This is a genomic window from Candidatus Nitrospira nitrificans (genome assembly GCF_001458775.1).
In the GTDB taxonomy this organism is placed as follows: domain Bacteria; phylum Nitrospirota; class Nitrospiria; order Nitrospirales; family Nitrospiraceae; genus Nitrospira_D; species Nitrospira_D nitrificans.
Map to the genome: position 1 here is coordinate 414,021 of NZ_CZPZ01000012.1, position 23,799 is coordinate 437,819.

Annotated in this window: 26 protein-coding genes; 17 read left to right on the top strand and 9 right to left on the bottom strand. The window is 57.4% G+C overall.

The genetic code is table 11. The features are described 5' to 3' along the window. Positions 1 to 9: 9 nt before the first annotated feature. From COMA2_RS21090 to secA, 9 genes are all read right to left on the bottom strand, one after another. The gene (locus COMA2_RS21090; protein WP_342672610.1) at positions 10 to 243 is read right to left on the bottom strand and encodes a four helix bundle protein; all 234 of its coding nucleotides are present in this window, start codon (positions 241 to 243) and stop codon (positions 10 to 12) included. Positions 244 to 440: 197 nt separating this feature from the next. Further along, positions 441 to 971, bottom strand: coding sequence for a complex I 24 kDa subunit family protein (locus COMA2_RS10060; RefSeq protein WP_090897238.1), 531 nt, complete (start codon positions 969 to 971; stop codon positions 441 to 443). A 95-nt stretch (positions 972 to 1,066) separates the two neighbouring features. Further along, positions 1,067 to 2,818, bottom strand: a complete 1,752-nt coding sequence (gene nuoD, locus COMA2_RS10065; RefSeq protein WP_090897241.1) for an NADH dehydrogenase (quinone) subunit D — start codon at positions 2,816 to 2,818, stop codon at positions 1,067 to 1,069. Between the two features lie 83 nt (positions 2,819 to 2,901). Continuing rightward, positions 2,902 to 3,381, bottom strand: a complete 480-nt coding sequence (locus tag COMA2_RS10070) for an NADH-quinone oxidoreductase subunit B (RefSeq protein ID WP_090897242.1) — start codon at positions 3,379 to 3,381, stop codon at positions 2,902 to 2,904. A gap of 98 nt (positions 3,382 to 3,479) precedes the next feature. Beyond that, positions 3,480 to 3,851: an NADH-quinone oxidoreductase subunit A gene (locus COMA2_RS10075; RefSeq protein WP_090897244.1), complete on the bottom strand. Its 372-nt coding sequence runs from the start codon at positions 3,849 to 3,851 to the stop codon at positions 3,480 to 3,482. A gap of 161 nt (positions 3,852 to 4,012) precedes the next feature. Further along, positions 4,013 to 5,188, bottom strand: a complete 1,176-nt coding sequence (locus COMA2_RS10080; RefSeq protein WP_175304518.1) for a class I SAM-dependent methyltransferase — start codon at positions 5,186 to 5,188, stop codon at positions 4,013 to 4,015. A gap of 686 nt (positions 5,189 to 5,874) precedes the next feature. Then, on the bottom strand, positions 5,875 to 6,273 hold the full coding sequence (locus tag COMA2_RS10085; protein ID WP_090897249.1) for a type II toxin-antitoxin system death-on-curing family toxin: 399 nt from the start codon (positions 6,271 to 6,273) through the stop codon (positions 5,875 to 5,877). A 2-nt stretch (positions 6,274 to 6,275) separates the two neighbouring features. Then, on the bottom strand, positions 6,276 to 6,503 hold the full coding sequence (locus tag COMA2_RS10090) for an AbrB/MazE/SpoVT family DNA-binding domain-containing protein (RefSeq protein WP_090897252.1): 228 nt from the start codon (positions 6,501 to 6,503) through the stop codon (positions 6,276 to 6,278). Positions 6,504 to 6,823: 320 nt separating this feature from the next. Further along, positions 6,824 to 9,547, bottom strand: a complete 2,724-nt coding sequence (gene secA, locus COMA2_RS10095) for a preprotein translocase subunit SecA (RefSeq protein ID WP_090897255.1) — start codon at positions 9,545 to 9,547, stop codon at positions 6,824 to 6,826. Positions 9,548 to 9,559: 12 nt separating this feature from the next. Here secA and COMA2_RS20180 point away from each other — a divergent pair, with 12 nt between their 5' ends. The 17 genes from COMA2_RS20180 to COMA2_RS19765 all read left to right on the top strand — a co-directional run bounded on the left by COMA2_RS20180 (position 9,560) and on the right by COMA2_RS19765 (position 23,136). Next, positions 9,560 to 9,721 carry a hypothetical protein gene (locus COMA2_RS20180; RefSeq protein ID WP_175304519.1) on the top strand — a complete coding sequence of 54 codons (162 nt, stop codon included), beginning with the start codon at positions 9,560 to 9,562 and terminating at the stop codon, positions 9,719 to 9,721. A 44-nt stretch (positions 9,722 to 9,765) separates the two neighbouring features. Next, complete coding sequence (locus COMA2_RS10100) at positions 9,766 to 10,074, top strand: hypothetical protein (protein ID WP_090897256.1); 309 nt, start codon at positions 9,766 to 9,768, stop codon at positions 10,072 to 10,074. A gap of 274 nt (positions 10,075 to 10,348) precedes the next feature. Continuing rightward, a complete protein-coding gene (locus COMA2_RS10105; protein WP_175304520.1) occupies positions 10,349 to 10,900 on the top strand; it encodes a peroxiredoxin family protein in 552 nt (183 codons plus the stop codon). A 15-nt stretch (positions 10,901 to 10,915) separates the two neighbouring features. Then, positions 10,916 to 11,218, top strand: coding sequence for a hypothetical protein (locus tag COMA2_RS10110; protein ID WP_139077245.1), 303 nt, complete (start codon positions 10,916 to 10,918; stop codon positions 11,216 to 11,218). A 94-nt stretch (positions 11,219 to 11,312) separates the two neighbouring features. Further along, the gene (locus tag COMA2_RS10115) at positions 11,313 to 12,383 is read left to right on the top strand and encodes a transporter (RefSeq protein WP_090897263.1); all 1,071 of its coding nucleotides are present in this window, start codon (positions 11,313 to 11,315) and stop codon (positions 12,381 to 12,383) included. Positions 12,384 to 12,416: 33 nt separating this feature from the next. Further along, positions 12,417 to 12,761, top strand: coding sequence for a hypothetical protein (locus tag COMA2_RS10120; protein WP_090897265.1), 345 nt, complete (start codon positions 12,417 to 12,419; stop codon positions 12,759 to 12,761). Positions 12,762 to 12,837: 76 nt separating this feature from the next. Next, on the top strand, positions 12,838 to 14,397 hold the full coding sequence (locus COMA2_RS10125) for a hypothetical protein (protein ID WP_090897268.1): 1,560 nt from the start codon (positions 12,838 to 12,840) through the stop codon (positions 14,395 to 14,397). Positions 14,398 to 14,732: 335 nt separating this feature from the next. After that, on the top strand, positions 14,733 to 15,638 hold the full coding sequence (locus COMA2_RS10135) for an energy transducer TonB (RefSeq protein ID WP_090897273.1): 906 nt from the start codon (positions 14,733 to 14,735) through the stop codon (positions 15,636 to 15,638). Between the two features lie 59 nt (positions 15,639 to 15,697). Continuing rightward, positions 15,698 to 16,975, top strand: coding sequence for a sialidase family protein (locus COMA2_RS10140; RefSeq protein ID WP_090897275.1), 1,278 nt, complete (start codon positions 15,698 to 15,700; stop codon positions 16,973 to 16,975). After that, entirely contained in the window at positions 16,965 to 17,534 is a 570-nt protein-coding gene (locus COMA2_RS10145) for a TlpA family protein disulfide reductase (RefSeq protein WP_090897278.1), read from the top strand. Before COMA2_RS10140 ends, COMA2_RS10145 begins: the two co-directional genes overlap by 11 nt. Beyond that, positions 17,531 to 17,848 carry a hypothetical protein gene (locus COMA2_RS10150; RefSeq protein WP_090897281.1) on the top strand — a complete coding sequence of 106 codons (318 nt, stop codon included), beginning with the start codon at positions 17,531 to 17,533 and terminating at the stop codon, positions 17,846 to 17,848. The genes COMA2_RS10145 and COMA2_RS10150 overlap by 4 nt, the downstream gene beginning before the upstream one ends. 92 nt (positions 17,849 to 17,940) lie before the next feature. Then, on the top strand, positions 17,941 to 20,307 hold the full coding sequence (locus tag COMA2_RS10155; protein ID WP_090897284.1) for a TonB-dependent receptor family protein: 2,367 nt from the start codon (positions 17,941 to 17,943) through the stop codon (positions 20,305 to 20,307). A 244-nt stretch (positions 20,308 to 20,551) separates the two neighbouring features. After that, a complete protein-coding gene (locus COMA2_RS10160) occupies positions 20,552 to 20,899 on the top strand; it encodes a DUF2946 family protein (protein WP_090897286.1) in 348 nt (115 codons plus the stop codon). 241 nt (positions 20,900 to 21,140) lie between these two features. Beyond that, positions 21,141 to 21,473 (top strand): helix-turn-helix transcriptional regulator, encoded by a 333-nt coding sequence (locus COMA2_RS10165; RefSeq protein ID WP_090897418.1) that lies wholly within the window; start codon positions 21,141 to 21,143, stop codon positions 21,471 to 21,473. A gap of 254 nt (positions 21,474 to 21,727) precedes the next feature. Then, complete coding sequence (locus tag COMA2_RS10170; protein WP_090897289.1) at positions 21,728 to 22,054, top strand: hypothetical protein; 327 nt, start codon at positions 21,728 to 21,730, stop codon at positions 22,052 to 22,054. Continuing rightward, the gene (locus tag COMA2_RS10175; RefSeq protein WP_090897291.1) at positions 22,041 to 22,565 is read left to right on the top strand and encodes a DUF6036 family nucleotidyltransferase; all 525 of its coding nucleotides are present in this window, start codon (positions 22,041 to 22,043) and stop codon (positions 22,563 to 22,565) included. The genes COMA2_RS10170 and COMA2_RS10175 overlap by 14 nt, the downstream gene beginning before the upstream one ends. 226 nt (positions 22,566 to 22,791) lie before the next feature. After that, a complete protein-coding gene (locus COMA2_RS19765) occupies positions 22,792 to 23,136 on the top strand; it encodes a hypothetical protein (RefSeq protein WP_139077247.1) in 345 nt (114 codons plus the stop codon). The last annotated feature ends 663 nt before the right edge of the window (positions 23,137 to 23,799 follow it).

Below are 23,799 nucleotides of genomic sequence, written 5' to 3' on the forward strand. Positions count from 1 at the left end.
CGTTAACCGTCAATCGCCAGAAGCTGACTTTGACTTCGCAGACTTAAGATACCTGATAAAACCGTTCACGATGGTAATGGCTCTCAAGATGTCGCCTCGAATCCGATCAAAGCTTTCTTCTTCAATAATCTTCTCATCTTTGCATGCGATTAAATGATCTAGAATTTCATACAATGATCCACGGGCCTGCCTTGCAAACTGAGCATTTTCTGAGTAATGGAAGCCACCATATCCTTCTGCCAAGTTGGCAGTTACGGAACGAGAAGCACGAATGAGTTGATCAGTCAGCCGATTTTTTCATCCTTTGGAAAAGTTTCAGCCAAATTCGAAAGTCTGATACATAACTCCCGACAAACCTTCCAGACATCAAGACCTTCAAAGGTTCGAACGGTTATGGTTTATCTTTTGACGTATGTAGTCCCTCGTTTAACGAATAACGATTAACGTTCAACGTTCACCGGCAAGGGCCACATAAACGGACCGCTCTTCAGCCGGCTGGTTCCGGTCGAGCGCAGATCGGCCAAAATGCGGTCCAGTTTGTCCTCGGTCAGTTGCTCGTAATAGTCCTCGTTGATCTGCATCATGGGCCCGGTCCCGCACGCGGCCAAACATTCCACCGCGGTGAGGCTGAACAGTCCGTCCGCCGTCGATTCACCCGGGGCGATCCCCAGCTTCGCCTTGATCCATTCGATCACCGTATCCGATCCGACCAGGGCGCACATGAGGGATTTGCACACCTGAATGTGGAATTTGCCCACCGGCTTCAGGTTGAACATCGTGTAAAAGGTGATCGTTTCATAGACCTGCGGAGGCGTCAGCCTGAGCAGATGCGCGATCTCTTGCATGGCCGATTCGGTCACATAGCCCTGGTCACGCTGCGCGACATAGAGGAGTGGGATCAACGCGGAGCGCTTGACCGGATAGCGCGATAAGATCTCGGCTATTTCGTCCTTATATTTGTCTTGCAACACTGGACCACCTTGTCATTTCGTTATTCGTTAAAAGTTAATCGCCGGAATGTAGTCGATTCTTGCGTTTAACGAATAACGATTCACGTGTAACGTCCTTACCGATCGCATTCCCCCATGACCACATCGTAGGTGCCGAAAATCGTGATGATGTCGGAAATCAGGTAACCGCGCGCCATATGGTCGAATGCACCCATGTGGATGAAGGAGGGCGAGCGAATTTTCAACCGATACGGGCGTGGAGATCCGTCGCTGATGATGAAAAATCCCAATTCCCCCTTCGGCGCTTCGGTCGCGCAATAGGTTTCCCCCTTCGGCGGCTTGAACCCTTGCGTAAAAATAATGAAATGGTGAATCAAGCTCTCCATGTCGCGCATCACTTGCGGTTTGGGCGGAGGAATGTATTGCGGGATATCGGCGATGATCGGCCCGGGCGGCATCTGATCGAGACATTGTGAAATGATCCGCGCGCTCTGGCGCATCTCCTCGACACGAATCCAATAGCGATCATACGTGTCGCCGTTTTTTCCGACCGGCACTTCCCAGTCCACTTTGTGGTAGACGCCGTAGGGCTCGAGTTTACGTACATCATAAGACACGCCGGATCCCCGCAAGGCAGGGCCGGTCATGCCGAAATTGATGGCATCCTCTCCGGAGATGACGGCGACATGCTTCGTTCGTCCCAGCCAAATCCGATTGCCCGCGAGCAGCGAATCGTACTCGTCCACCTTCTGCGGGAAGGTTTCGAGAAAGGCTTTCAGGCGGTCCACTAACTCCGGAGTGAAGTCGCTATCCACGCCGCCGATCCGGTAATAATTCAAGGTCAGTCTGGCCCCACACAGCCGTTCGAACATGTCGAGCAGGGTTTCCCGCTCTCGAAACGTCCAGAAGAAGACCGTCATGGCGCCGATATCCAGGGCCTGCGCGCCCAACCAGAACAGATGACCCAGAATGCGCTGCATCTCCGCGACAATGGTGCGGACATACTCCGCTCGTTCAGGCACGGTGATATCGAGGAGCTTCTCGACGGCTCGGACATAGGCATAGTTGTTCGCCATGGCGCAGACATAGTCGAGGCGGTCGGTATGGGGGATGATCTGCATGTAGGCCAGACCTTCGGCTAATTTCTCGACTCCCCGATGGAGATAGCCGAGATCCGGCGTGGCCTTGACGATCCGTTCTCCATCCAGCTCCAGGACAACCCGCACGACTCCATGCGTGCTTGGATGTTGCGGGCCCATATTCAGCAACAGTTCTTCCCGCCGGTTTGACGAAGAGCCGTTCGGCTCCAACAGGAACAACTTCCTTTCAGCCGCGGAGACTTCACTGTCGACCTGCTCGATCGGCGGCTCATCAAGACGAGGAATAAAGTCGAACTGACTGCGCCAGCCACGGCCTTCCGTCGGGAAATCCTTCCGTAACGGATAGCCTTCCGCGTAGTCTTCCGGCAGGAGGATGCGGCGCAGGTCCGGGTGGCCTGTGAACCGGATCCCCATCATGTCGTACACTTCCCGCTCCAGGAATGCCGCGCCGCGCCAGACGCTCGTGACGGAATCCAGCGACGGGTTGTCTTCGGTGATCCGCGCTTTCAGGCGGATTCGTTTGCCGTGGGGAAGCGATAATAAAAGATAGATGACCTCAAACCGCTGCTGGTCGGCCGGATAGTCGGCGGAGCAGATATCGGTGATATGGTCAAAACAAGCCTCGGGATCGTCGTGCAAAAACCGGGCGATCTCCAAGATTCTTGGGGCAGCGACATGAACGGTCACTTCCGATCGAGCCGTGTCGACATCGACGGAAAGGACCGCCTCGGGGAACTTCTTCAGCAAGGTTTCAGTGAGGGATTGCATGGTTTTAAGCCTGGTCAGTAGTCAGTGGTCACTGGTTGGTGGTGATGTCCAATCTCGCGCGCCAATGACGAATGACCAAATGACTACTTTACAAATACCTTTTCGCGCTGAATCTTCTCTTGTAACTTTAAGAGTCCGTCCAGCAAAGCCTCTGGTCGCGGCGGACACCCGGGTACATAGACGTCGACCGGTATGATTTGATCCACACCCTGAACGACCGCGTAGCTGTTGTAGTGATTGCCCGAGGTCGCGCACGAGCCCATGCAGATCACGTATCGAGGCTCGGGCATCTGGTCGTAAATCCGTCGAATGACCGGGGCCATCTTGCGCGAGACCGTTCCCGCGACGATCATGAGATCCGATTGCCTGGGTGAGGCGCGAAAGACCCCGGCGCCGAAGCGGTCAAGGTCGTATCGGGAAGAGACGCTCGCAATCATCTCGATGGCGCAGCAAGCCAGGCCGAACGTCATGGGCCACAGCGCCGACTTCCTGGCCCAGTTGACGACCGCGTCAAGATTCGTCGTCACGATATTCGCGTCAAACTGCCGTTCTAATAGACTCATAATGTATCGTTATTCGTTACACGTTAACCGACAGGGCATTCATCGTGGTTGTGCGGATCTTGCGTTTAACGATTCACGAATATCGTTTAACGTATTTACTAATCCCACTCCAGCGCTCCTTTTTTCCATGCGTACCAGAATCCCACCACCAGAATGGCGATGAACAGGGTCATCTCCACTAATCCAACCAGCCCGAGACTGGTGAAAGCAACCGCCCAGGGAAACATAAAGACAATCTCAATATCGAAGATCACAAACAGCATCGCGATGATGTAATACCGCATCGGAAACTGGACGCGGGCGTCCTGAAACAGCGGGCTTCCGCTCTCGTAGGGGGCCAATTTGGCCCGATAGGGTTGATTCGGGCGGACGAACCAGCCGAGCAAGAGCGTCAGCGTCCCCAGGGCGATGCCCACGCCGATGAAAATGAGGATCGGGACATAGTTTTCCGGAACGGCTGTGTCACCCATGGGAACTCCGTGAAGCGTGAAGCGTGAAGCGTGAAGCGTGAAACCCGCTTCGTCCGCCTTGGGCGAGACTTCGCCCGCAAAGCCCGCATCGACGAGTCTGGGAGGCGAGCGTGAAACGTGAAACGTCGCCGGATGACGCAGATGACATCATTCTACATCCCTTATGCGGCAGATTGCGTCGTCAGCGCCGAACCAAAGAACGGTTTGTACCGCAAACCGTCGAGTTCAGGGCGCGCGAGGCCCTTGTGTTGGATGAGCACCTTGAACGTCGTGCCCATCCCATTCGGTCTGAGCAGATGAACGGCCGCGTTGAACGCCGGGCTGTCCTGTTCCAACTCCGCGATCATCTGTTCGGCGCCGAGTCCCATGAGAAAACTCATCTGGTTCGTGAAACCGGTCGTCCGGAGTCCCTGTCCTTCGCCGGTTGCCGCCAAGCACGAAAAATCCACATGGGCGGTCATGTCCTGGTCGCCGATGCGCAGAAACGGATCTTCGTTGACGGATTGCCGGAAGTAACAAAGAAACGTGCCGTTCTTTCGATCCGGCCGATAGAGGTCCTGGGCCGTGTGGCCGTAATCAAGGGTGAGCACGAAGCCACGATCCAGATGCCGAGCGACTTGCTCCATCCAGTCCAGGGCTCGGAGATTGATCTCGGTTCGATAGCCTTCCGGCCACTCAGCGCGCAAACGGTCCAGATGATCGGCGAGGGTTGTGGAGGACAGCGGTCTGAGACATTCAATGAACTGCCCGTCCCGATAATCCACCCAGAGTTCCTTGATTCCCTCTGCCGTGACCTGAACGCGGTGGACGGGAAACGAATCGACGAGTTCATTGCTCAAGAGCAACCCAGACAGACCATGAGGGGTCAGATGGGGAAGATCGTCCGCCCATGTCAGGAGGGCTGCTCGATCCAGCCAAGAAGCCAGGTTCGCGCGCTGCACCTCGCGCATGGCGGGGCTTCGGTCTATCAAGACATACCGAAGGTGCTGAAAAAACGATTGGTAGCGATGCGCGCAGGTTGCCAGAATGTGCTTCGCCAGCAAACCTTTGCCGGGCCCCATTTCAACGATGGTAAAGGGATGGGGTTGGCCGAGTAATCGGTACATCTGTTCGGCTTGTGCGGCCAGCGCTTGCCCAAGGATGGGATGGACATCCGAGCTCGTGTAAAAATCCCCTCGCCAGCCGATCCGTTCTTGGGCTGGTTGAGCGGGACGCATGTAATAGCCGAATTGCGGATGGTACAGCGCCAATTCCATGAAACGGACGAATGGAATCGGGCCTGAAGCGGCGATCTCAGAGGCAATGGTAGCAACGAGTTCCGGGTGCCCTGTGCTCACGGAAAGCTCCAAATTCACCATCCAAGATGAAAAAAGCGACACCCCTAGCCTATGGGCAGCGCCTGCCCATCTTTGGGTGCCGAAGGGGAAGTAGAGTAGCCTTCGGAAGAGCGGTAAGTCAAGGCGGAACAAGGAAGAATAGGCAAAGGTTATCGCCCAGGATCGAACTCGCGCATCGATTTCTGCTCACCGTCGTCTGTCAACGCGGATCGCGATAAGGTGAGGGGTGATCGGGCTCGAACGTCTTCAATGCGTGATGGCTTTGGGGCAGGCTCTCTGGCTATGGGTTTTGGCCTCGTTGCATCAGTCTGATCTCTGGTATAGGGGTCGAATATTCATAGGGCTTTCGAGACCAGCGTTCTTGACGAACAGAGCCCACGGCATCGCCACCGATGCTCGTGGGATTTTTATTCTCCTTTGTCGGATACGCTGTGGTTCGCTACAGAAGATGCAGGATAGGCAAACCGACCCACAACGTGTTGCACCCGATAGATGCTGTGATCAAAACAGCAGAAACCGCTGTGTCCGACATAGTCGTACGCTTCGTGGCATTTCCCGGGTAGAACTTGTCTCAAAATTGCTTCAGCCGGGCCTGGTGATGGATGCCAGTTGGACAAGCTTAGGAAGTTGGGAGCATATATTCCCACGGACCAGTAACATGAATACGGTTGTGTGGCCCGTGGAGCCTATCTGTTGCCGCCGCCGGTCTGCTTTCGCATCCAACGGCTCAGTTCATCCTTAGCCATCTCACCGGCCGCGACCCCCCGCGTCACGGTTTCGAGGTCTTGGGGAGAGACCATCAGCTCGATGCCGTTTTTATCGAGGAAGACGAACGCCGCCATTACCGCGGCTCGTTTATTTCCATCGAGGAACGGGTGGTTTTGAGCGATGTGGAACAGATAAGCCGCAGCCATAGCGGCCAAGTCCTCGTGCAAATACGATCCGCCGAATTGTTGCCGAGGCATGGCGACGGCTGCATCGAGAAGACCGTAATCTCTCATTCCTTCCATGCCGCCCTCTTGTTCGATGGCGCTGGAGTGAATGATCAGCACGTCTTCCGGACTGAGAAAAACAATTTCTTTCACGGTTAGTCCGCCAATCGCTTGAGCATCGGTCCGTACCGGCGACGCATCTTTTTCAGCGACACCTCAACCTCCTCTCGACCGATTCCAACATTGGCCGGCGTGATGACGAGCGCATTGCCGCTGACGGTGAGTTGAAGCGGGGTATTCTCCTTGATGCCAAGCGCTTCCATCATCGGCTTTTCGATGACCAGCGCCATGCTGTTGCCGTGCTTCTGAAGGGTTTTGATCATCTCGCACCTCCGTTTATACAATGTTACAACATGGCTGAGCCGGTGTCCATGGCACGTTCACATCTCGACGCAGGGGTTGTGTTCGTCCCAAGGGCAGGGCTTCCGCTCGGATAGGACTCGGCCCGTGGGTCGTTTCTGTCCCGCCAGACGGTCTTTACGGCGTATTGCGTGATCAACGGATGGCGTGTAAGCAGTGTGAGTTCATGGTGGACAGCTTGGCAAAGGCGTGGTTGGAAAGGGCGAAGCGGTTCACTTGCAGTGGGAGCAGATCAAGTCATGCCGGAGCTGAAGGTCCAGCTCCCACACCCGACCCTCTCCCTCTATGTCCCGTGGCACTTCTTATATTTTTTGCCGCTGCCGCAGGGGCAGGGATCATTGCGGCCGACCTTGTTTTCTGTCCGCTGGGCGGGGGTGTGCGCCGCGATCGGTTCGTCGCCGCGGTTCAAGGTGAGTTTGGGTGGCGGATGCGCAATGATCGGTTGCGGCGGAGTGGCCGGCTGTTCTCCTTCGTGCCGGACGGCCTGCACATGGAAGAGCCGGTCAAGTGTGTCGGATTTGACTCGGTCCATCATGCCGGCGAACAGATCGAACCCCTCGCGTTTATACTCAATCAATGGATCTTTCTGCCCGTAACCACGAAGGCCGATGCCGTCTCGCAGGTGGTCCATCGCCAACAGATGATCCTTCCAATGATGATCGATGACCTGGAGCATGAACGTTTTCTCGAGAAAACGCATCAACTCCGCTCCCAGCTCCTCTTCTTTTTTGGCGTAGGCCTCTCGCACCTGGGCCCGAAGATCCTCCAGCAATGCGTCGCGCCCGACATCGCGGAGCGAGTCCCCGCCGTCTTGCTTGCCGTGCGTGATGTCGAGGCCGAACTGACCATGCATGACCTCGGTCAATCCTTTCACGTCCCACTCTTCCGGATATTGTTCAGCGGGGCAGTACACGTTCAGCGTCGATTCGATCGAGCCGGTCATCATGTCATGGAGGTCGGCGGTCAAGTTCTCTCCGCTCAGCACGGCGCGGCGATGGCGATAGATCACCTCGCGCTGCTTGTTCATGACATCATCGTATTCGAGGAGCTGTTTGCGGATTTCGAAGTTATGGGCTTCGACCTTTTTCTGCGCGTTCGCGATGGCGCGGGTCACCATGCCGTGTTCGATGGGAACGCCTTCTTCCATGCCGAGCTTCAGCATCAACTGCGAAACCCGTTCGGAGGCGAAGATCCGCATCAGGTCATCTTCGAGCGACAGGTAGAATCGAGAGGTACCGGGATCACCCTGGCGACCGGCCCGTCCACGAAGCTGATTGTCGATCCGGCGGCTCTCGTGCCGTTCGGTGCCGAGGATGTGAAGCCCGCCCGCCGCGATGACGTCCTGCTTATCCTTCTCACAGTCGGACCGGATGCCTTCATAGATTTCGAGCTTGCGGCTCTCGGCGATGTTTTCCTCTCGATAGAGCACTTGCTTGTACATGAAATCCGGATTGCCGCCCAACAGAATATCGGTGCCACGTCCGGCCATGTTCGTGGCGATCGTCACCGCGCCTTTGCGTCCGGCTTGCGCGACGATTTCGGCTTCCCGCTCATGCTGCTTGGCATTGAGCACGTTATGTTTCACGCCGTTGCGGCTCAGGAGGCCCGCAATCTTTTCGGATTTCTCGATGGAAATGGTCCCGACGAGCACCGGCTGGCCGCGCTCGTGGCATTCCTTGATCTCTTCCACGATCGCCGCAAACTTTTCTTTCTCCGTCCGATACACCACGTCGGCATAATCTTGCCGAATCATTTTGCGGTTGGTCGGCACGACGTTGACGTCGAGGTTGTAGATCTTGGCGAATTCGGCCGCTTCCGTATCCGCGGTGCCGGTCATGCCGCTGAGCTTTTTGTACATGCGGAAATAATTCTGAAAGGTGACGGACGCGAGCGTCTGATTCTCATTGGCGATCTTGACGCCCTCTTTGGCTTCGACGGCCTGATGCAGCCCATCGCTCCACCGGCGGCCCGGCATCAAGCGCCCGGTAAACTCATCCACGATGATGACTTCGCCGTCCTTCACCACATAGTCGACGTCGCGTTTATACAGCGTATAGGCCTGCAGCGCCTTCACCACATGATGGACCATATCCATGTGGGCCGGATCGTACAAGTTGTCCACGCCGAGCAGTTTTTCGACGCGCACATTGCCGTCTTCCGTCAGTGACGCGGTCTTGGTCTTCTCCTCGATGGTGTAGTCTGTTTCGGCCTTGAGTTGCGGAATGATCGCGTTGATTCGGTAATAGAGGTCGGTGGTCTGGTCGGTCGGACCCGAGATGATCAACGGCGTCCGCGCTTCGTCGATCAAAATGCTGTCGACTTCGTCGACGATGGCGAAATTCAGCTCGCGCTGGACACATTGACGCAAATCGTTGACCACCAGGTTGTCGCGCAGATAATCGAACCCGTACTCATTGTTCGTGCCGTACGTGATGTCCGCGCGATAGGCTTCGGGCCTGGTGCATGGTCGAAGATGCTGCAGCCGTTTGTCGGATGCATCGAAGGTCGGGTCATAGATGAACGACGCGTCGTGCTGAATGATCCCCGTGGACAACCCCAATGCGTGGTACAGCTGAGCCATCCACTGGGCGTCACGTTTGGCGAGATAATCGTTCACGGTGACCAGATGGACGCCTTTGCCTTCTAACGCGTTGAGATAGATCGGCAAGGTCGCAACGAGTGTTTTTCCTTCGCCCGTTTTCATTTCGGCGATCCGGCCGCGGTGGAGAATCATGCCGCCGATCAGCTGCACGTCGAAATGCCGCATAGTGAGCTTGCGGCGGGACATTTCCCGGCAGACGGCGAACGCTTCGGGCAAGATGTCGTCCAGCGTCTGACCGGCTTCCAGCCGTTTCTTGAAGTCCTGCGTCTTGTCGGCAAGGGCTTGATCGGACAGTGGCGTGAGCCCAGCTTCCAAGCCGTTGATCTGCTCCACGATCGGTCGCAGCGTCTTGATTTCACGGTCGTTTTTACTGCCGAAGATCAGATTGAGGACTTGTGTAACCATAGGACGATTAGGATGATGATCAAGGTCGTCGGTGAAGGCGCGTCGGCGCCGAAAATAATCCAGGAAGTATACAGCATCTGTCCGGTGAATCCTACCGCGATTCTCCGGCGGCGTCACGCCGGCTTGACAGGCGTCGTTCTGGTCACCTACTATTTGCAAGAATTGTTGCTGTGATGTAGGGTTAGGTCGACATTCGGTCTTTCCGGGAAGCGTCTTCAATGGACTACACGTTCCGCAAGTTCCTCTCCGTTGTCCTGGTGCTCTGTGTGTTGGCAGTCGGCGGGCTGGCGCAAGCGCAATCCGCGGAACATGCCGGACACCATGCGCAGCATCAAGCGGCCACGCACGGGACACTGCTCTGTTCCTGGATGTGCGCCGCCGGCACGGTCCTCAACACTGAAGTGGTCTTGATTCGTGCCGAGCGTAACCCCATCGCTCTTGTTTCGATCGTTCATTCCAGTGACTTTTTTTCTGAACCCCTGCGTATCTGTTCCAGCCGCGCTCCTCCATCCATTTCCTTATCATAAGCCTTCGCCGCGTGAGTCAGCGCAGTTTGTCTACGTCGCCACGCGGCGGTTCCTAGTTCCGTGGGCGAGTCAAGGTTGTACCTGGGAGAGGGAATCCTGGACGTCATGGTGGTTGCGCATTCCATATTCTCGCTGTTGCTTGGTACAAACGCTCACATGGTCTGGCGCGGGACGAGTTCAGCCGGACTGTTGACTATTGTGGTGTGATCAAGCCGTTCCAGTTAGATGAAAAGCGACTCATGACGAATCCATGACGGTGGCTAAGGAGATGACAATGACGAGAAAGCACCATCCATCCAAAATTGGGTTGTTCGTTCTCAGCTTCGCGCTCGTGGTCGGCGGTGGTCTGGTCTGGGCGATGGGTTCTCGGGTCCCTGCGGTCGGGACGGCCGCCGAAGATTTTCGTTTGGTTGATTTGGAAGGCACGCAGCAGAGTCTCAGCCGGTATCGAGGCAAGGTCGTGCTCGTGAATTTCTGGGCGACCTGGTGCAAACCCTGCACGACGGAAATGCCCGCGATGCAGGCCACGTATGACAAACTTCGCGAGAAGGGCTTCGTGGTGCTGGCGGTCAACGAACTGGAAGACGAGGCCAAAGTGCGAGAGCACATCAAGCAACACGGTCATACGTTCCCGGTGTTGATGGATCGAGACAACAAAGTGGCGAACCAGTTCGGGGTCTTCGGGTTGCCGGTCAGCGTGTTTATTGACGAAAAGGGCGTCGTTCAAGAATATATCAAGGGCGGTCTGTTGACTGAGCAGGTGATCCTCGACACGGTGGCGCGGATCCAGAAACCGGAATCGATGAACGCGGCCTCTCTGCGCTGACCAGACGGCATGACGATGAACGCAAGACGACCCGCCATAGTTTGGGGATTGTTGCTCGTCATTGTGGTGATGAGCGGGTTCATGGCTGCTCCCAGCGTCGGCCATGCGCAGCACCATGCGGATCATGCGGCCGGCGCTCATTCGACCGGCATCTGTGCATGGCTATGCGCCGGCGGCGTGGGGATCGGCTCCTCGGCCGTTCATTTGGTGTCGGGTCTTCAGCTTCTGGCATGGATCGCCATTCCTTCCTATGACATAGCCCTCAGTGTGGTTTCACTCCCGTACTTCTTCCGCGGTCCTCCTCGTTTCCTCGCATAACGTCCCACAGAGGGCATTCTTAACAACCGTGTCCCGTGGCAGGACCCGATGTGCGGGTTCCGCTGCGTCACAAGAACAGAAAGAGTTGGGAATCATGGTGCGCATGGTCTGGTCCGGTGTTCTCGCTGTCGGTGGTGTCGTCGGAATGGTGGCCTCGCTGCTCAACCCGTCCCAGGTCGAGGCGTCATGCGGCTCGGTCAGTTGCTTTGTGGTGATCGGGTCTCAACAACAAGTGCCGATGAAAGGGCTGTTGACCGTCAACGCCATCTACAACGTCACCCCCATGGAAGCGCCCCCGGGCGAGGGCGGACGTATCCCCTTTGCCGATCAGGGCGGGAGAACCCTCACGCTTGCCAACTTGGATGTGAACCGGATCGAGACGACGACGCGCATCGCGACGCTGGATCTCAACTATGGCTTGACCGACCGTCTAGGCATCCAAGTGGCGATCCCCTACAAGCATGTGGAATCGGATGCGCAGATCGGAGGCCTTACACCGGTGCCCTACAGCGAGAGGGGACTCGGCGATATTCGCGCCATCCTGAAATACAACGTGTTGCCCACCTTGCGGAGCATGATCGTCATAGGAGTGGGGGTTGATTTTCCGACGGGCAGTTATGGTCGATTCGCCCAGGGAAACACGTTGGCCGAATCGACCCTCCAAATCGGTCGTGGGAACGTCGGTGTGGTCCCCATGCTCTATCAGACCTATGAGCTGATTCCCCATCGGGTGAATCAGTTCGCGTCGGCGAGTTATCGATACACGGCGAAGAACAGCGACGGCTACAAGTTCGGCGATGAAATCAACGCGAGCTTGGGGGTCAATATCATCCCGCTCGAGCAGACTCCCTGGTTGGTGCTGACGCAGCAGTTCAATTTTCGATGGCTGCAGAACGACGCCATGGACGCGTCACTGTTTCAATTCAATCCGGGCGGCGCGCCCATACTGCTCGATCCGGCGGTCAAGTTTCGGGCCATACCGACCACCGGCTCGACCTATGTCGCCTATTCGCCGGGCATCATGGTGAACGTCTTCAACTTCGCCTCAGCCTATTTCATCGCGCAAATTCCCATCCATCGAGACTTCAACGGCAATCTGGAACAACAGATCAGCTACATCTTCGGGGTGACGAAATCATTCCAACTGTTCGGGGGCTCTTCTTAGAACGGCGGCGGGAACAGTGGGATCGAATCGGCCATGACGACAATGACGCGACGACAAGTTTCTCGGATGCTGAGCGGCTGTTGCGCCGTGCTGTGGTTGACCGGATCGCTGTCGGTCACGCAGGGGAATCTGACGCCGCAATGGACCGCGTCCCACTGTCCGAGCGGGCAGACGCAGAACGGTCAACACAGTCACACTCATTGCGCGTGGCACTGCGGCGGGCTCGATATCCAAGGCGGCGGCGGACAGGGGATACTGTCAGCCGATACTCACGTGAGCCGCGTCTGGAGCCTTGGTGTCATCCCCCGACAAGATGCCGCCTCCGATGGGGACTTCCCGCCTCGCGGCCCGCCACAAGGCGCGCGTCGGATCGCATAGCACAGATGCAGTGAGGGAGCGGGCTGCGCTCCTCAATGTGAAAAGACGATAGGTACTAACGAGGAAGGAACAGTTCATGGAAGCTCTAAATCGACGAAGCTATGTATCCAGTATCACAACCGGCGCGTTGGGACTTGCGCTGATCGGTCTCGCGGCGTGCAATTCAGGAGAATCCACGACAACAGCCCCGTCTTCGGGCGGCAGCGCGGCGTTGCAAGGGCCGATCGCATTTGTCAAGAACAGTGGTGTCGGCAATCAAAACACACTGTCGGTCGTCGGCACGGACACGCAGGGTAATCTAAAGCTCATTTCGACAATGGGATCAGCAGGCGAATTCGAGAACAATGCATTGGGAGATATGCAGGTGTCCAGCGGCGATTGGGTCTTTATGAATCTCACGGCAGGAGGAAAAATTTCCACGATCGATCCCCTTAGTGGAGCGACGCCGATTCATGAAGCGAATCTCCCCGTAGGGACTCGTCCTGTGCATATCTATCGTGATCAGACCGATGGAGAGGTCATCTGGTCGATGAACGATGGCGATGCGACGAACGGAAACGACGCCGGCTGCCCTGTCGGCGCATCCGTCACGGTCCTCCACAACTCTCATCTCGGAACAGGCGGGAATCCTCCGTCGGTGGTCGGGACAACGTGCACGCTTGCGGCCGGGCATGGCGTCACAGCGTTTTCTCGACCCACAGCAACCGATTCAACTATTCCCAAATATACGGTGATTACGAATGAAAAAGGCGGCCAGATGGCGTTTCTCGACAATACGAGTGCAACTTCCCCTACGTATCGTCAGATGGTTGCCAGGCTTGATTTGTGCACGAACGCCGGCCAGGCGGCCTTGAATCCTCCAGGCCCGGCCTGCGACGACGAAAGCGCCAAGGCTCTCAACGCACCCTTTACGGGCAATGGCTCACACCCGCATGGCATCCGCTGGTCAACATTTACGGGGAAGATTTATAGCTTCCAGGAAGGCTATAACGAATTTGTCGAGGTCGATCCCAAGCTCGTTGCGCTGGGGCCTGGCCATAATGAGGGGGCCATCACCAGGAGGCTGAGCTTGGCCGGCACGCCCTATACCTCGTACGGGATCACGCCGAACGGCCGGTTCCTTTTCCTCCGAGGGGTCGATCTTACTACCGATGCCCAACACATCATCGGCAAGCTCGGGGTGGTCGATCTCAGCGGCTCGGGCACGCTGACCATTATCAATCTTCCTGATCTTCTGGATGTCGTTCCGTCGACGTTCAAATTCACGCCGGATGGGCAGCGTATGTACTTGCTCGCGTCAAACACCGACACGGGGAATGACGCTCAAAAGGCTGCGCAGAAGAAGGATCGCCTCTTTGTATTCAACCCATCAGCCTTCCCCGCCGCGCTTCAGTCGGTAGCCGAAATCACTCTGGCTCCAGCCGGCACGCACAATTTCGATGTGTTGGTGCAGGGCGCCGGCCAGGCGAACGCGGTGTTGGTGTCGAACGGAGGGGCGGGGGTGACCGGCTCGGTGACCCTCATCAATGCCAATAACCAGATCCAGGGCAACAGCCTCGTGGTCGGGGTTAACCCGGGCGCCATCCTGTTTTACTACGAGGGTATAGCGGCCGCGAATAATCAAGCGACCTCTTAAAGGTGATCCACTCGTCCGAGTGGAAGCTTGGAGCGGGTAGTCCATCGGATCTCTCAATGTCCGATGGGCTGCCCATCGATGGACCGATGATCGATTGCGAGAAGAGTATCTTGTCCGAGCAGGCTGCCCTCCGGCTCGGACCAGCGTGGGACGGGGGCGCGCCTCCCTTGGCCTCCGTCCCGCACTTTTTGAGCATCCTGCGCGATGCGTTGATATCCTGTGCACCTCAATATCTGTGACGGGGCTGGAGCCCAAAGTGAGTTGTTCCGCGACCTGCCAGGAGAGTGTCGTGAAGATTGCGCGGCGGTCTATGACGCGTCGGAAGGACATGCGAGATGATCTCGGTCGATGACAACCGGTTCTTTTTCCCGGCCTGGGGAATCTCGCTGACCTTGCATGGCCTCGCGGTGGGGTTGGCGGCGATGTGTGTCACGCAGGTCCAACCCCTCTTGCCTGAGGAAGTCTTCCAGTGGGACGTGGCATTGGTAGAGGCGGCGAAACCGGAATCGAAATCGGAGCGGGTCCCGTCGGTTGTGGCCCATCATCAACCGTCCGCTCAGGTCCTGCCTCCACCTCCACCGAAATCGGTGCCGGCGATGCCTCAGACCGTCACGCCGATTGAGCGGAAGATCGAGCCATCACGACCGACGATCGAAACCGTGCAACCGATTGAATCAAAGGTAGAGAGTCCGCAGGTACGTGAAGAGCCGGTTGAGCGGTCGATCGCCGAAATCGCTCAGCCGATGCCTGAACCGGTTGCCGTGGCTGCTTCACCCGAACCGGTCGAATCCCTCCCTGTTCAGCAGGAGCCGGCCGCACCAGCTCCTCAATCGGCCTCCGAAACTCCTGGCACTCAAGAGGCTCCCGCGCTCGTTTCGTCGCAGGATAATCGGGTGGATGCCGCTCCGGTACAGGTGATCAGGTCTGCTGGAGCGAGCGCTGAAGCTAAAATCGATCATCAGTGGCTGGCCGAGTCGCTCTGGCGGCGGGTGGCGGAGCTCAAGCGCTATCCGAATTCGGCCCGCATGAATAGTCAGGAAGGAAAGGTGATCGTGAAGGTCGTCATCCGTGCCGATGGCCACTTGGCAGACGTCTTTGTCCAGAAAAGTTCCGGGTACAGCGCGCTCGATGCGGCGGCGATCGAGGCGGTGAAACTCGCCTGTCCGCTCCATATGAAACATGCGATCGGCAAGCCGCAGATCATCGTGAGCCTTCCGATCGTGTACAGCTTGGCAAACTGAAGGGTGAGAGATGTTGAGGTCCTGGACTCGAATAGATTCATGATCATGAAGGGGTACCGATGAAGAGATTCGCTGCCGCACTTCTTGTGATGCCGCCATTGCTCGTCGCGATCACGGCGTGGGCCGGGACGTTCGAGCCGGCCATCCGGCTGGGGCCCAAGACGATGACGGTGCACCAGGTGAAAAGCGTGGTCGGCCCGTCGGTGCAGATTGATGAGCAGGGTTTTGTTTCGGCTGCCTGGGTGGAAGAAGATAAAGAGAGTCGCACGATTTTCTTCGCAAGGTCCGAACAAGCCGGTGGACCCCTTGGAACTCCCGTCCCCGTCAATCAGCCGATCGAGCATGTCTATTATCGTCAAGAATCTCCGGCCGTGGCGGTCCGCGGAACCGACGTGTTTGTGACCTGGTCGCAGACCCATCCGAAGATCACGCCGGAGAAGCCGTTCGCCGGCGAGCTGCGGCTCAGTCGATCCACCGACGGAGGGCGGACATTCGCGCCATCGGTGCTCGTGAACGATGACGGCCAAGTCATGCAGCACACGTTCGACTCGGTCCAGGTCGCTCAGGATGGGGTTGTGCACATGGCCTGGATCGACGGCCGCGAAGGGAAAAAGGAACCGGGAACATTCGTGGCACGATCGACGGATCAGGGTCGCACGATCGCGAAGAACCTCAAGATCGACGACGAGACCTGCGTCTGCTGCAGGACGGCGGTCTCGACATCCGCCGACGGAGTGGTGTACGTCGCGTGGCGAAAGATTTTTGAAGGCCATATTCGCGAGACCGTCGTCTCGCGCTCGACGGACGGCGGCGAAACATTTTCTTCTTCGGTCGTGGTCGGCAATGATCGATGGGTGTATCCGGCCTGCCCCCATCGTCCGGCGTCGCTCGCGGTCGATCGGCAAGGGCGGCTGTACGTGGCGTGGTACACGGAGGGGGCCGATGAGACGCCCGCGATCTACCTCGCCTATTCCGACGACCAGGGCAAGACGTTTTCAACGAAGAAACAGCTCAACCGTTCCAAGGGGACCTTCCCCGACCATCCGCAGATGGCGGTCGATCCGGCAGGACGGATTGCCGTGGTCTGGGAAGAACAGTCACCTGTTCGCCGGGAAGTCGTGGCCAGCTTTTCGCTCGATCGTGGCCGGTCGTTCAACGCGCCGATCAAGCTGAACGAGAAAAATGGACAGACGCCGACGGTGGCGGTCAATCGGCATGGAACGGTGGTGATGGGTTGGAAGGAACACGCCATGCCGGCCCATCGACTTGTGACCCAAACGTTGCAGTTCCCTCCACAGAGCGAGGGACTTGAGAGGACCGACGACCATGGGCAGTAAGATCCGCGCGGCGCTACGGAGATGGCTGACGGCAGGATGCCTGGTTCTGTTGGGAGTCGGTAGCTCGTTCCATAATGCCGCGGCCGCAACAAGCGACCCTTTCGCGGCCCTGCGGGTCACTCGAATTCATGCTGGTCAGCCGATCGCAGCGTTTGATCTCCAGGGGCTCGATGGCGGAACGATCCGCTCCGAAGAACTGGCGGGGAAGGTCGTGCTCCTGAACTTCTGGGCGACGTGGTGCGGGCCTTGTAAAGAGGAAATGCCTTCGCTCGCCGGACTCCAATCGCGGTTCGATCCCGCGCAGTTTCAGGTCGTGACCATCACGACGGACATGCATCCACAAGGCATCAAGCAGTTTCTTCATCATCTGGGGATCGATCTGCCTGTTCTGTTCGATGAACGTGAAGATGTTTCACGATCCTTTATGGTCCGCGGCTTGCCGACCACCGTGCTGCTTACGCAAGACGGCCGGGCTATCGGTCGCGCAGTCGGACCTCGGGCATGGGGCAGCGAAGAGTCGGTCGCCCTGGTGCGGCATGTTCTTGAAGGCATGAAATGAAGCGTTGGTGTGCCGTCGTCGCGGTTGGGATGGTCCTGCTCTACTCGGCGCTGGCGTGGGGCACAGCAGGCTGCCTCTTCATGCTGAAGACCGAACCCGCGCATGCGCATCACGACCCGCCCCATGCCGCGCACTCCGTATTCTGTGCCTGGGCTTGTCAGGCCAGCTCCATGAGCAGCCTTCACGCTGCCGCGCCGGTGCTTGCCGGTCTTCTCTTGATCACGATGCAGCGGGTGGCGAGCGCGGCCCCATCAGCCCGTCTTCTGACGAAAATCTCTCGTTCTCGCGCGCCACCCTCGCTGAGCGCAATCTAACTTTACATTCTGTTCATTCGGTCATGACAGGGGATCCTAGGTGGATTCTCTGCCGGAAGATCCGTTTAACCACATGGAGGGAGTGAGCCGCTATGTTTGTCGATGCACGAACGTTTCGAAAGTGGTCCGCGATTCCCGTCGCAGTCTTGGCGTTGATCGCAATCGGAGGCGCGGCTGTGTTTGCGCAAGATGCTCCACCCGCCGATCCGGTGGCCATGTCGAGAGAGAAAGAGCTGAGAGATCGGCTGAAGACTATTCTGCAGGAGCTTGAAGAACTGCAACAGAAGAAAGAAAGTGAAAAGCCCCAAGCCGAGCGCTCGCCGATTATCAAGGAGACAGCCGAGTCTGGTCCTGGGGAAGCAGCGACGGAAGCCGCGGCCGATGCCAAGCCGGATTTCGATCTGTCCGACATGAGCATCGTCAGCAAGCGGTTTCAGAAGCGACCGGAAGGCGTCTCGCTGTCGGCGACGGTTCCTTCCGAAACCGAATCCCAGCCGACGAGAACCATGAAAGAATCCATGGAATCGCTTCCCGGGGTCGTCTTGCGCCAGGCGAACGGGCCTCGCGATTTCAGCATCATGATCCGCGGGCAGGGCGCCAAGACGACCTTCGCGATTCGAGACATCAAGGTCTACGAAGACGGATTCGTTCAGACTCAATCCGACGGCCTCTCACGGCTCGACATTCATGATCCGTGGTTCATGCGCGGCGTCGAAGTCATTCGAGGGGCGTCCTCGTCCTTGTATGATAACTATGCCTTGGGTGGAATGGTTCATTTCCGAACCAGACGAGGGAGCGACATTCGAGGATTGGAAACGTTCTTTTCGGGCGGATCCTATGGATATCAGAAGTACGGTGTCGCGATCGGTCAAGAAACCGATCGGTTCGATATCTCGATGTTCGGGAGTCATGTCGCGGAGGACGGCTATATCCAACACAGTAATTACAACACGCAGACTCTCAATTTTAACATTCGTTACAAGATCGATGATCGGCAGAATTTCTATTTCAAGGCGATCACCAACTGGCTCAATACGAAGGTGCCGACCAGACTCACGCAGGGACAATTCTTTGCCGACGACCGGCAGGCCGGCGGCGCGCAAACAATCTGCGCGCCCGGCACCTTCAACGGCGGCTGTGCCGATGCCCTTTTGCTCAATCAGAGCCGGGTCGATCGGCGCACTCTTATCGGAGGGATCTATGAGCGGCAGATCAATGCCGATACGGTCGTGACGGTGGAAGCCGACTACGACGTCAAAGACATCCAACAGTCATTTTCGACGATCGGCGAGAACACCAACCCGAATTACAAGAGCTACGCCGATTTGCGACACGATGGCCGGCTGGGAACCATGCCGTTGAGGAGCTACGTCGGTTTTTTCGTGAATCAGATGGAGCAGAAGGGCAACACCTTCCAAAATTTGGCGGACGGCTTCGGAACCAAAGGAGCGCTGATCCAGAACAGCCGAGGGACCATTTTCAACATCGGCGGCCGTATCCGGGAGGAACTGGAATTTTACCCGAACTGGATCTTGGCGGTCGGGCTCGGCTTCGAACAGTCCCGTCTCAGCGTGCATGCGACGAACTACGATCCAGCGACCGGTGCGTTGGCTTCACGCGCGAGCGCGAATCGCACCTTTTCCAACTGGGCGCCGGAGGGATCGATCACCTGGAAACCATCACCGGACTATCGCCATTGGATCAGAGCGTCGACCGGCTACGGCATCCCCCAATTCGGCAATCTCCTGCGGGATCCCGTTACGGGACAACCCGGGACCAACTTCAGCCTGAAGCCACAGAAGAACCTGAACTTGGAAATCGGCACGGAGGCGAGGCTGCATCCGACGTTGCTGGTCCACGTCGCCGCGTTTTACACCTTTTACAAAGACGAAGTCATCACGCAGGTGGTGACGGGAAATCTCGCCGCGTCGGTCAATGCGGACTCTTCCAGATACCGCGGTGTCGAAGTGTTCGCCGATTGGAGGCCGGTGGCGGGTCTGCGGATAGCCGGCGCTTACACCCACATTGATTCCGAGTACATCAATTTCTCCGACCGGACCGCCGCCGGGTTCCTTGTCCGCGACGGCAAGCAGGTGCCCAATGTGCCGACCGACATCTTGAACGGCAAGTTGGAATACTATCATGCGCCGTTGGGATTGGGCGCGTGGGTGGAAGGCAACTATTCCAATAGTTATTTCTTGAACAACAGCAACACGTTCGGATTTCCTTCCTACGTGATCGGGAACGTGAATGTGTACAAGAACATCGAGACTGCAAAATCGTCATGGTTCCGATTCGCCAAGCTGTTTATCGAAGTCGATAACATCGCCGATACGAAGTATGCCGCCTCCGGACAGGTGATCGGCGGGGAAACGCATGCGGCTGCCGCCGGACAACAGATCTTCTTCGCCGGCTATGGACGGGCGATCTACGGCGGTGTGACGTTGGGACTCTTTTAGTGCGATGGGGCAAGAGATCGCTGCATGACGCGCTCACTCATACGGTGGTGGGACTCATGGTGGCGTTCCTCTGTATTGGACGAGATGCCGCCAACATGCCGGACGGCCCTAGGGGCGGCAGGTCACATCTGTAGCATGCGTGAGCACCTGTAGGTAGACAGCCGGCGAGCGTTCCTGTACAAGGCCATAGGAGTAGTTGTCTCCAAGAACGCTACGGCAACCTGGTGGTAGACATTATACGAACATGAAACGCTTCTGCCGGACTTCTTTTTGCATTTCCATCGCCGGGTGTGTCGTGCTGATGTACGTGGCACTGGTCGTGATGACTGTCGGCTGCACGCTGGCCCATGCCGACAGAGTTCAGGCGCATCATCACCACGGTGAAGAACAATCATCTCCCCAAAGCGCATATTGCGCCTGGGCTTGCCAGGCCACGTCGGATGTCGTCGCAGTGGCGCAGCCGCCGGTGGCGGTCTCCCGGCCCATTGTCGAACAACAAATCTCGGTTCCTGACACACATTTCCTCTCATCTGCTTCTCCGACACGTCATCCTCGGGCGCCTCCAAGCGCGGTATTTCTCTCGCGCGGATAGGCAGCAAGATCGAACGTATCGCTCGTTCCCGAGGATGCCGTTCTCTTGATGCGTAGTTTGAGGTCGTTTCAATCGCGACACATCGTGAATGCTGTCTGAGTCAAGCAGTCGTTGACTCGGATGAGTGCGTCGGTCTTTTCTCTTGCCATTGTGAACGGCGAAGGAAGGGTGGGGCGAAACCGGCAAACGACTTCCCGATTGTCGCAGGTCACTATTCAAGACAGAGATGGAGGAATTGATCATGAATGCAATCAGTACCTTGCAGCATAAAAGACTGCTCCGCGTGGACGAAGCCGCGAAGATTCTCAATGTGAGTCGCTGGACGGTGTATCGCTGGGTCGAGGCCGGACGACTGGGCGGAACGCGCTTGGGCGCCGGCAGTTTGAGAATCTTCAGCAATACGGTGTCGGCATTGATCGATCTACATTGCGTGGGCGCCACGCAGGACGGAAGCCTCGCAGCGCCCGCTCACATAGCGGTCGATCACTCCAAGGTTGGTGAGCGGTGTCGGCAGTCAACGTCGATGCCATGTGTGGACGATGTGTCTCTCACCCTGTTGAGCCTCTGGGAATGAATTTTCCGGGGCGGCATTCTATGGGTCGGTGAACCGTGTTGTGATCGGTTTGCGGCAGGAGGGTCTCGTCGGCCGGCTTTTTGTTGGAGTTTGAGAAACGCTCAGCCTCACGGCCGTGGAGGGTGACATGGTATGAGACCAACTGAAAACATCGATCAAGCAATGGACGCCTTCTGACCGGATGTATGAGGTATCCGTCCTGCCTCGTTCGTTCGAGTTGGCAACGTGGCGGAACCGGTGTAGAATTCCCACCCATGTCTACGACACCCGCTCCGCCTTTGCTGAAGCTGCTGCCGGCCTATCTTGGAGTGGCGTCCCTCGATGAGGCGCTGTGTCATCCGCGAATCGCTCGCATTCTCTGGCTTGAAATTTTGGTGAATGATTCCATCGAGTGGACAGCCCTGCGCCAGCCGTTGGTTCGGGAAGCGTATGAGACGGCATGCCGGTGGCACACGAGATATCGCACCCTCGTCTCCGGGCTTGTATCACGCGCCCCGCTTCCAGAAGACCATGGCCCCATCGATGAGCGGCTCCATCGTCAGCTTGCGGAGGCTCTCGAATTTGCCCATGCTCACGCTTGACCGCCTGCGCGCATTGCTCCGGGAATATGTCGATGAGACAGGACATGCGGTCGATTTAGTCTTGATCGGCGGCATGGCTATGCTGGCATACGGCCATCCCTCCCGCGCAACGATCGACATAGACGGCGAACTCCGTGACGGCGTCCGGTCCTTAAAGGCGTTTTTGAGCCGCCACAACATTCCCGCTAATCTAGGGCAAAGTCTGTCTGGCTGGTCGGTGGTGGCGATGCCGCCTGGGTATCGTGATCGCGCCACGGTCATGATCGACGAATCGAAAGTCCGGGTGTCCCTCTTGGATCCGGTGGATTTCATCGTTGCCAAACTCCGCCGCGGCACCGATGAGGATCTTGCCGACGCGGCCTGGATCGCGGAGCGCTTCGGCGTATCCGCCCAGCAAGTCCGCGTCGCTGCCGCAGCAGCTTTGGCTGCCTCGCTCGAAGACACGGCGCTGTTCCTCTTCGAGCGCACAGTCGACAGGTTTTGCCAAGACTTGGTGCAGACTGCTCCCTAACCCGCCTTATTAATGAACGTTTTTGCCGCAGGCGTGGATCTGGCCGCGCATGCCGCGCAATCCAACTAAGCGGAGCTGACTCCGCGCTTCGCGAGTTGTGCGGGGAATGGATGACCGATCTATGTGAAGGCTCGCTTCGCATGGAGTGGATTGCGCCGCAGTTTCTGTTGCAACTGGAGCAGGCGTCAGTGGACGAATGGAGGACAAAAGCGTAAGTAGAAAGGCCATGAAGGGACAGACTATCAGCGCATATCGGGTTATCCGGTTCCGCCGTTCCGTCGTTGGCCTGACCATCTTGGTGTATGTGGGACTGGTTGTGCCGGCGGCAGGGTGCGCCTCCATGCCTGTCGCGCCGTCCGGGTCCCATCACCATTCACAGGAGTCTGCCCATTCACCGCTCTGTACCTGGTCTTGCCAGATGGCCTCACAGGCTGGGCCAATGGCGTCGGCGCCCATTGTGTTGGTCGGTCTCGTCGTAGCCTCGGAGGCACTGTCCATCGCCTGTTCGCATTCGGTTGATCACTCTATTTCACGACCCGCTCGCGCTCCGCCTGTTTTGGCGCTCGGATGATTCAGGTGGGACACGTTCCGTGCTCTGTATCGAGTCGATGGCCGGTCTGCCGATCCGGTTCGTCTCGTTTTTCCGGAACGTATTCTGTCTGAGTCATCTCGATCCATCTGTCAGTCCATCGGAACAATGAAATGATATTTCAGGAGCGGCGGCCTGCCTCTCCCCGGAGGATCGGGACGCGGCATTCCGTTCCCAGGGAAGCCCGGCTCAGGTCCATCCACGCGAAACAGGAAATGGAAGGAAGTAGCGAGTCATCCAAGCCCATTCGAAAAGTACCGAGCTATCGCTGTCCGGTCGAGCCTCCCCCTCGCTCGGACCGACCCGGGGCGCAGGTGTTGCCTCCGTCTACCTCCGCCCCGGCTCATTTTTTGTCGACGATGTCTAACAGGATGGTGAAAAAGTCCGCCGCCGGCGTTCTTGCGTCACTCCGAGGCTCAACGTACGAAACGCGAAGAGGGTCGGACAAGCGCGATCGGTCCCGTAGCGCGGCACTTGCTGAACAATCAAAGGAAACGGGTCTGGCAGTTGCGCACTCTTCTTCCAGACCTGCCCAGGGAGTCGGTGGCTGCCTCCTTCCGACTCTCTGGCCCTTCGGGGATACACAGCACAATCCATTTCCTCGTACCGTATCTATCATACGGGCATGCGAGATTTTTCTTTGAG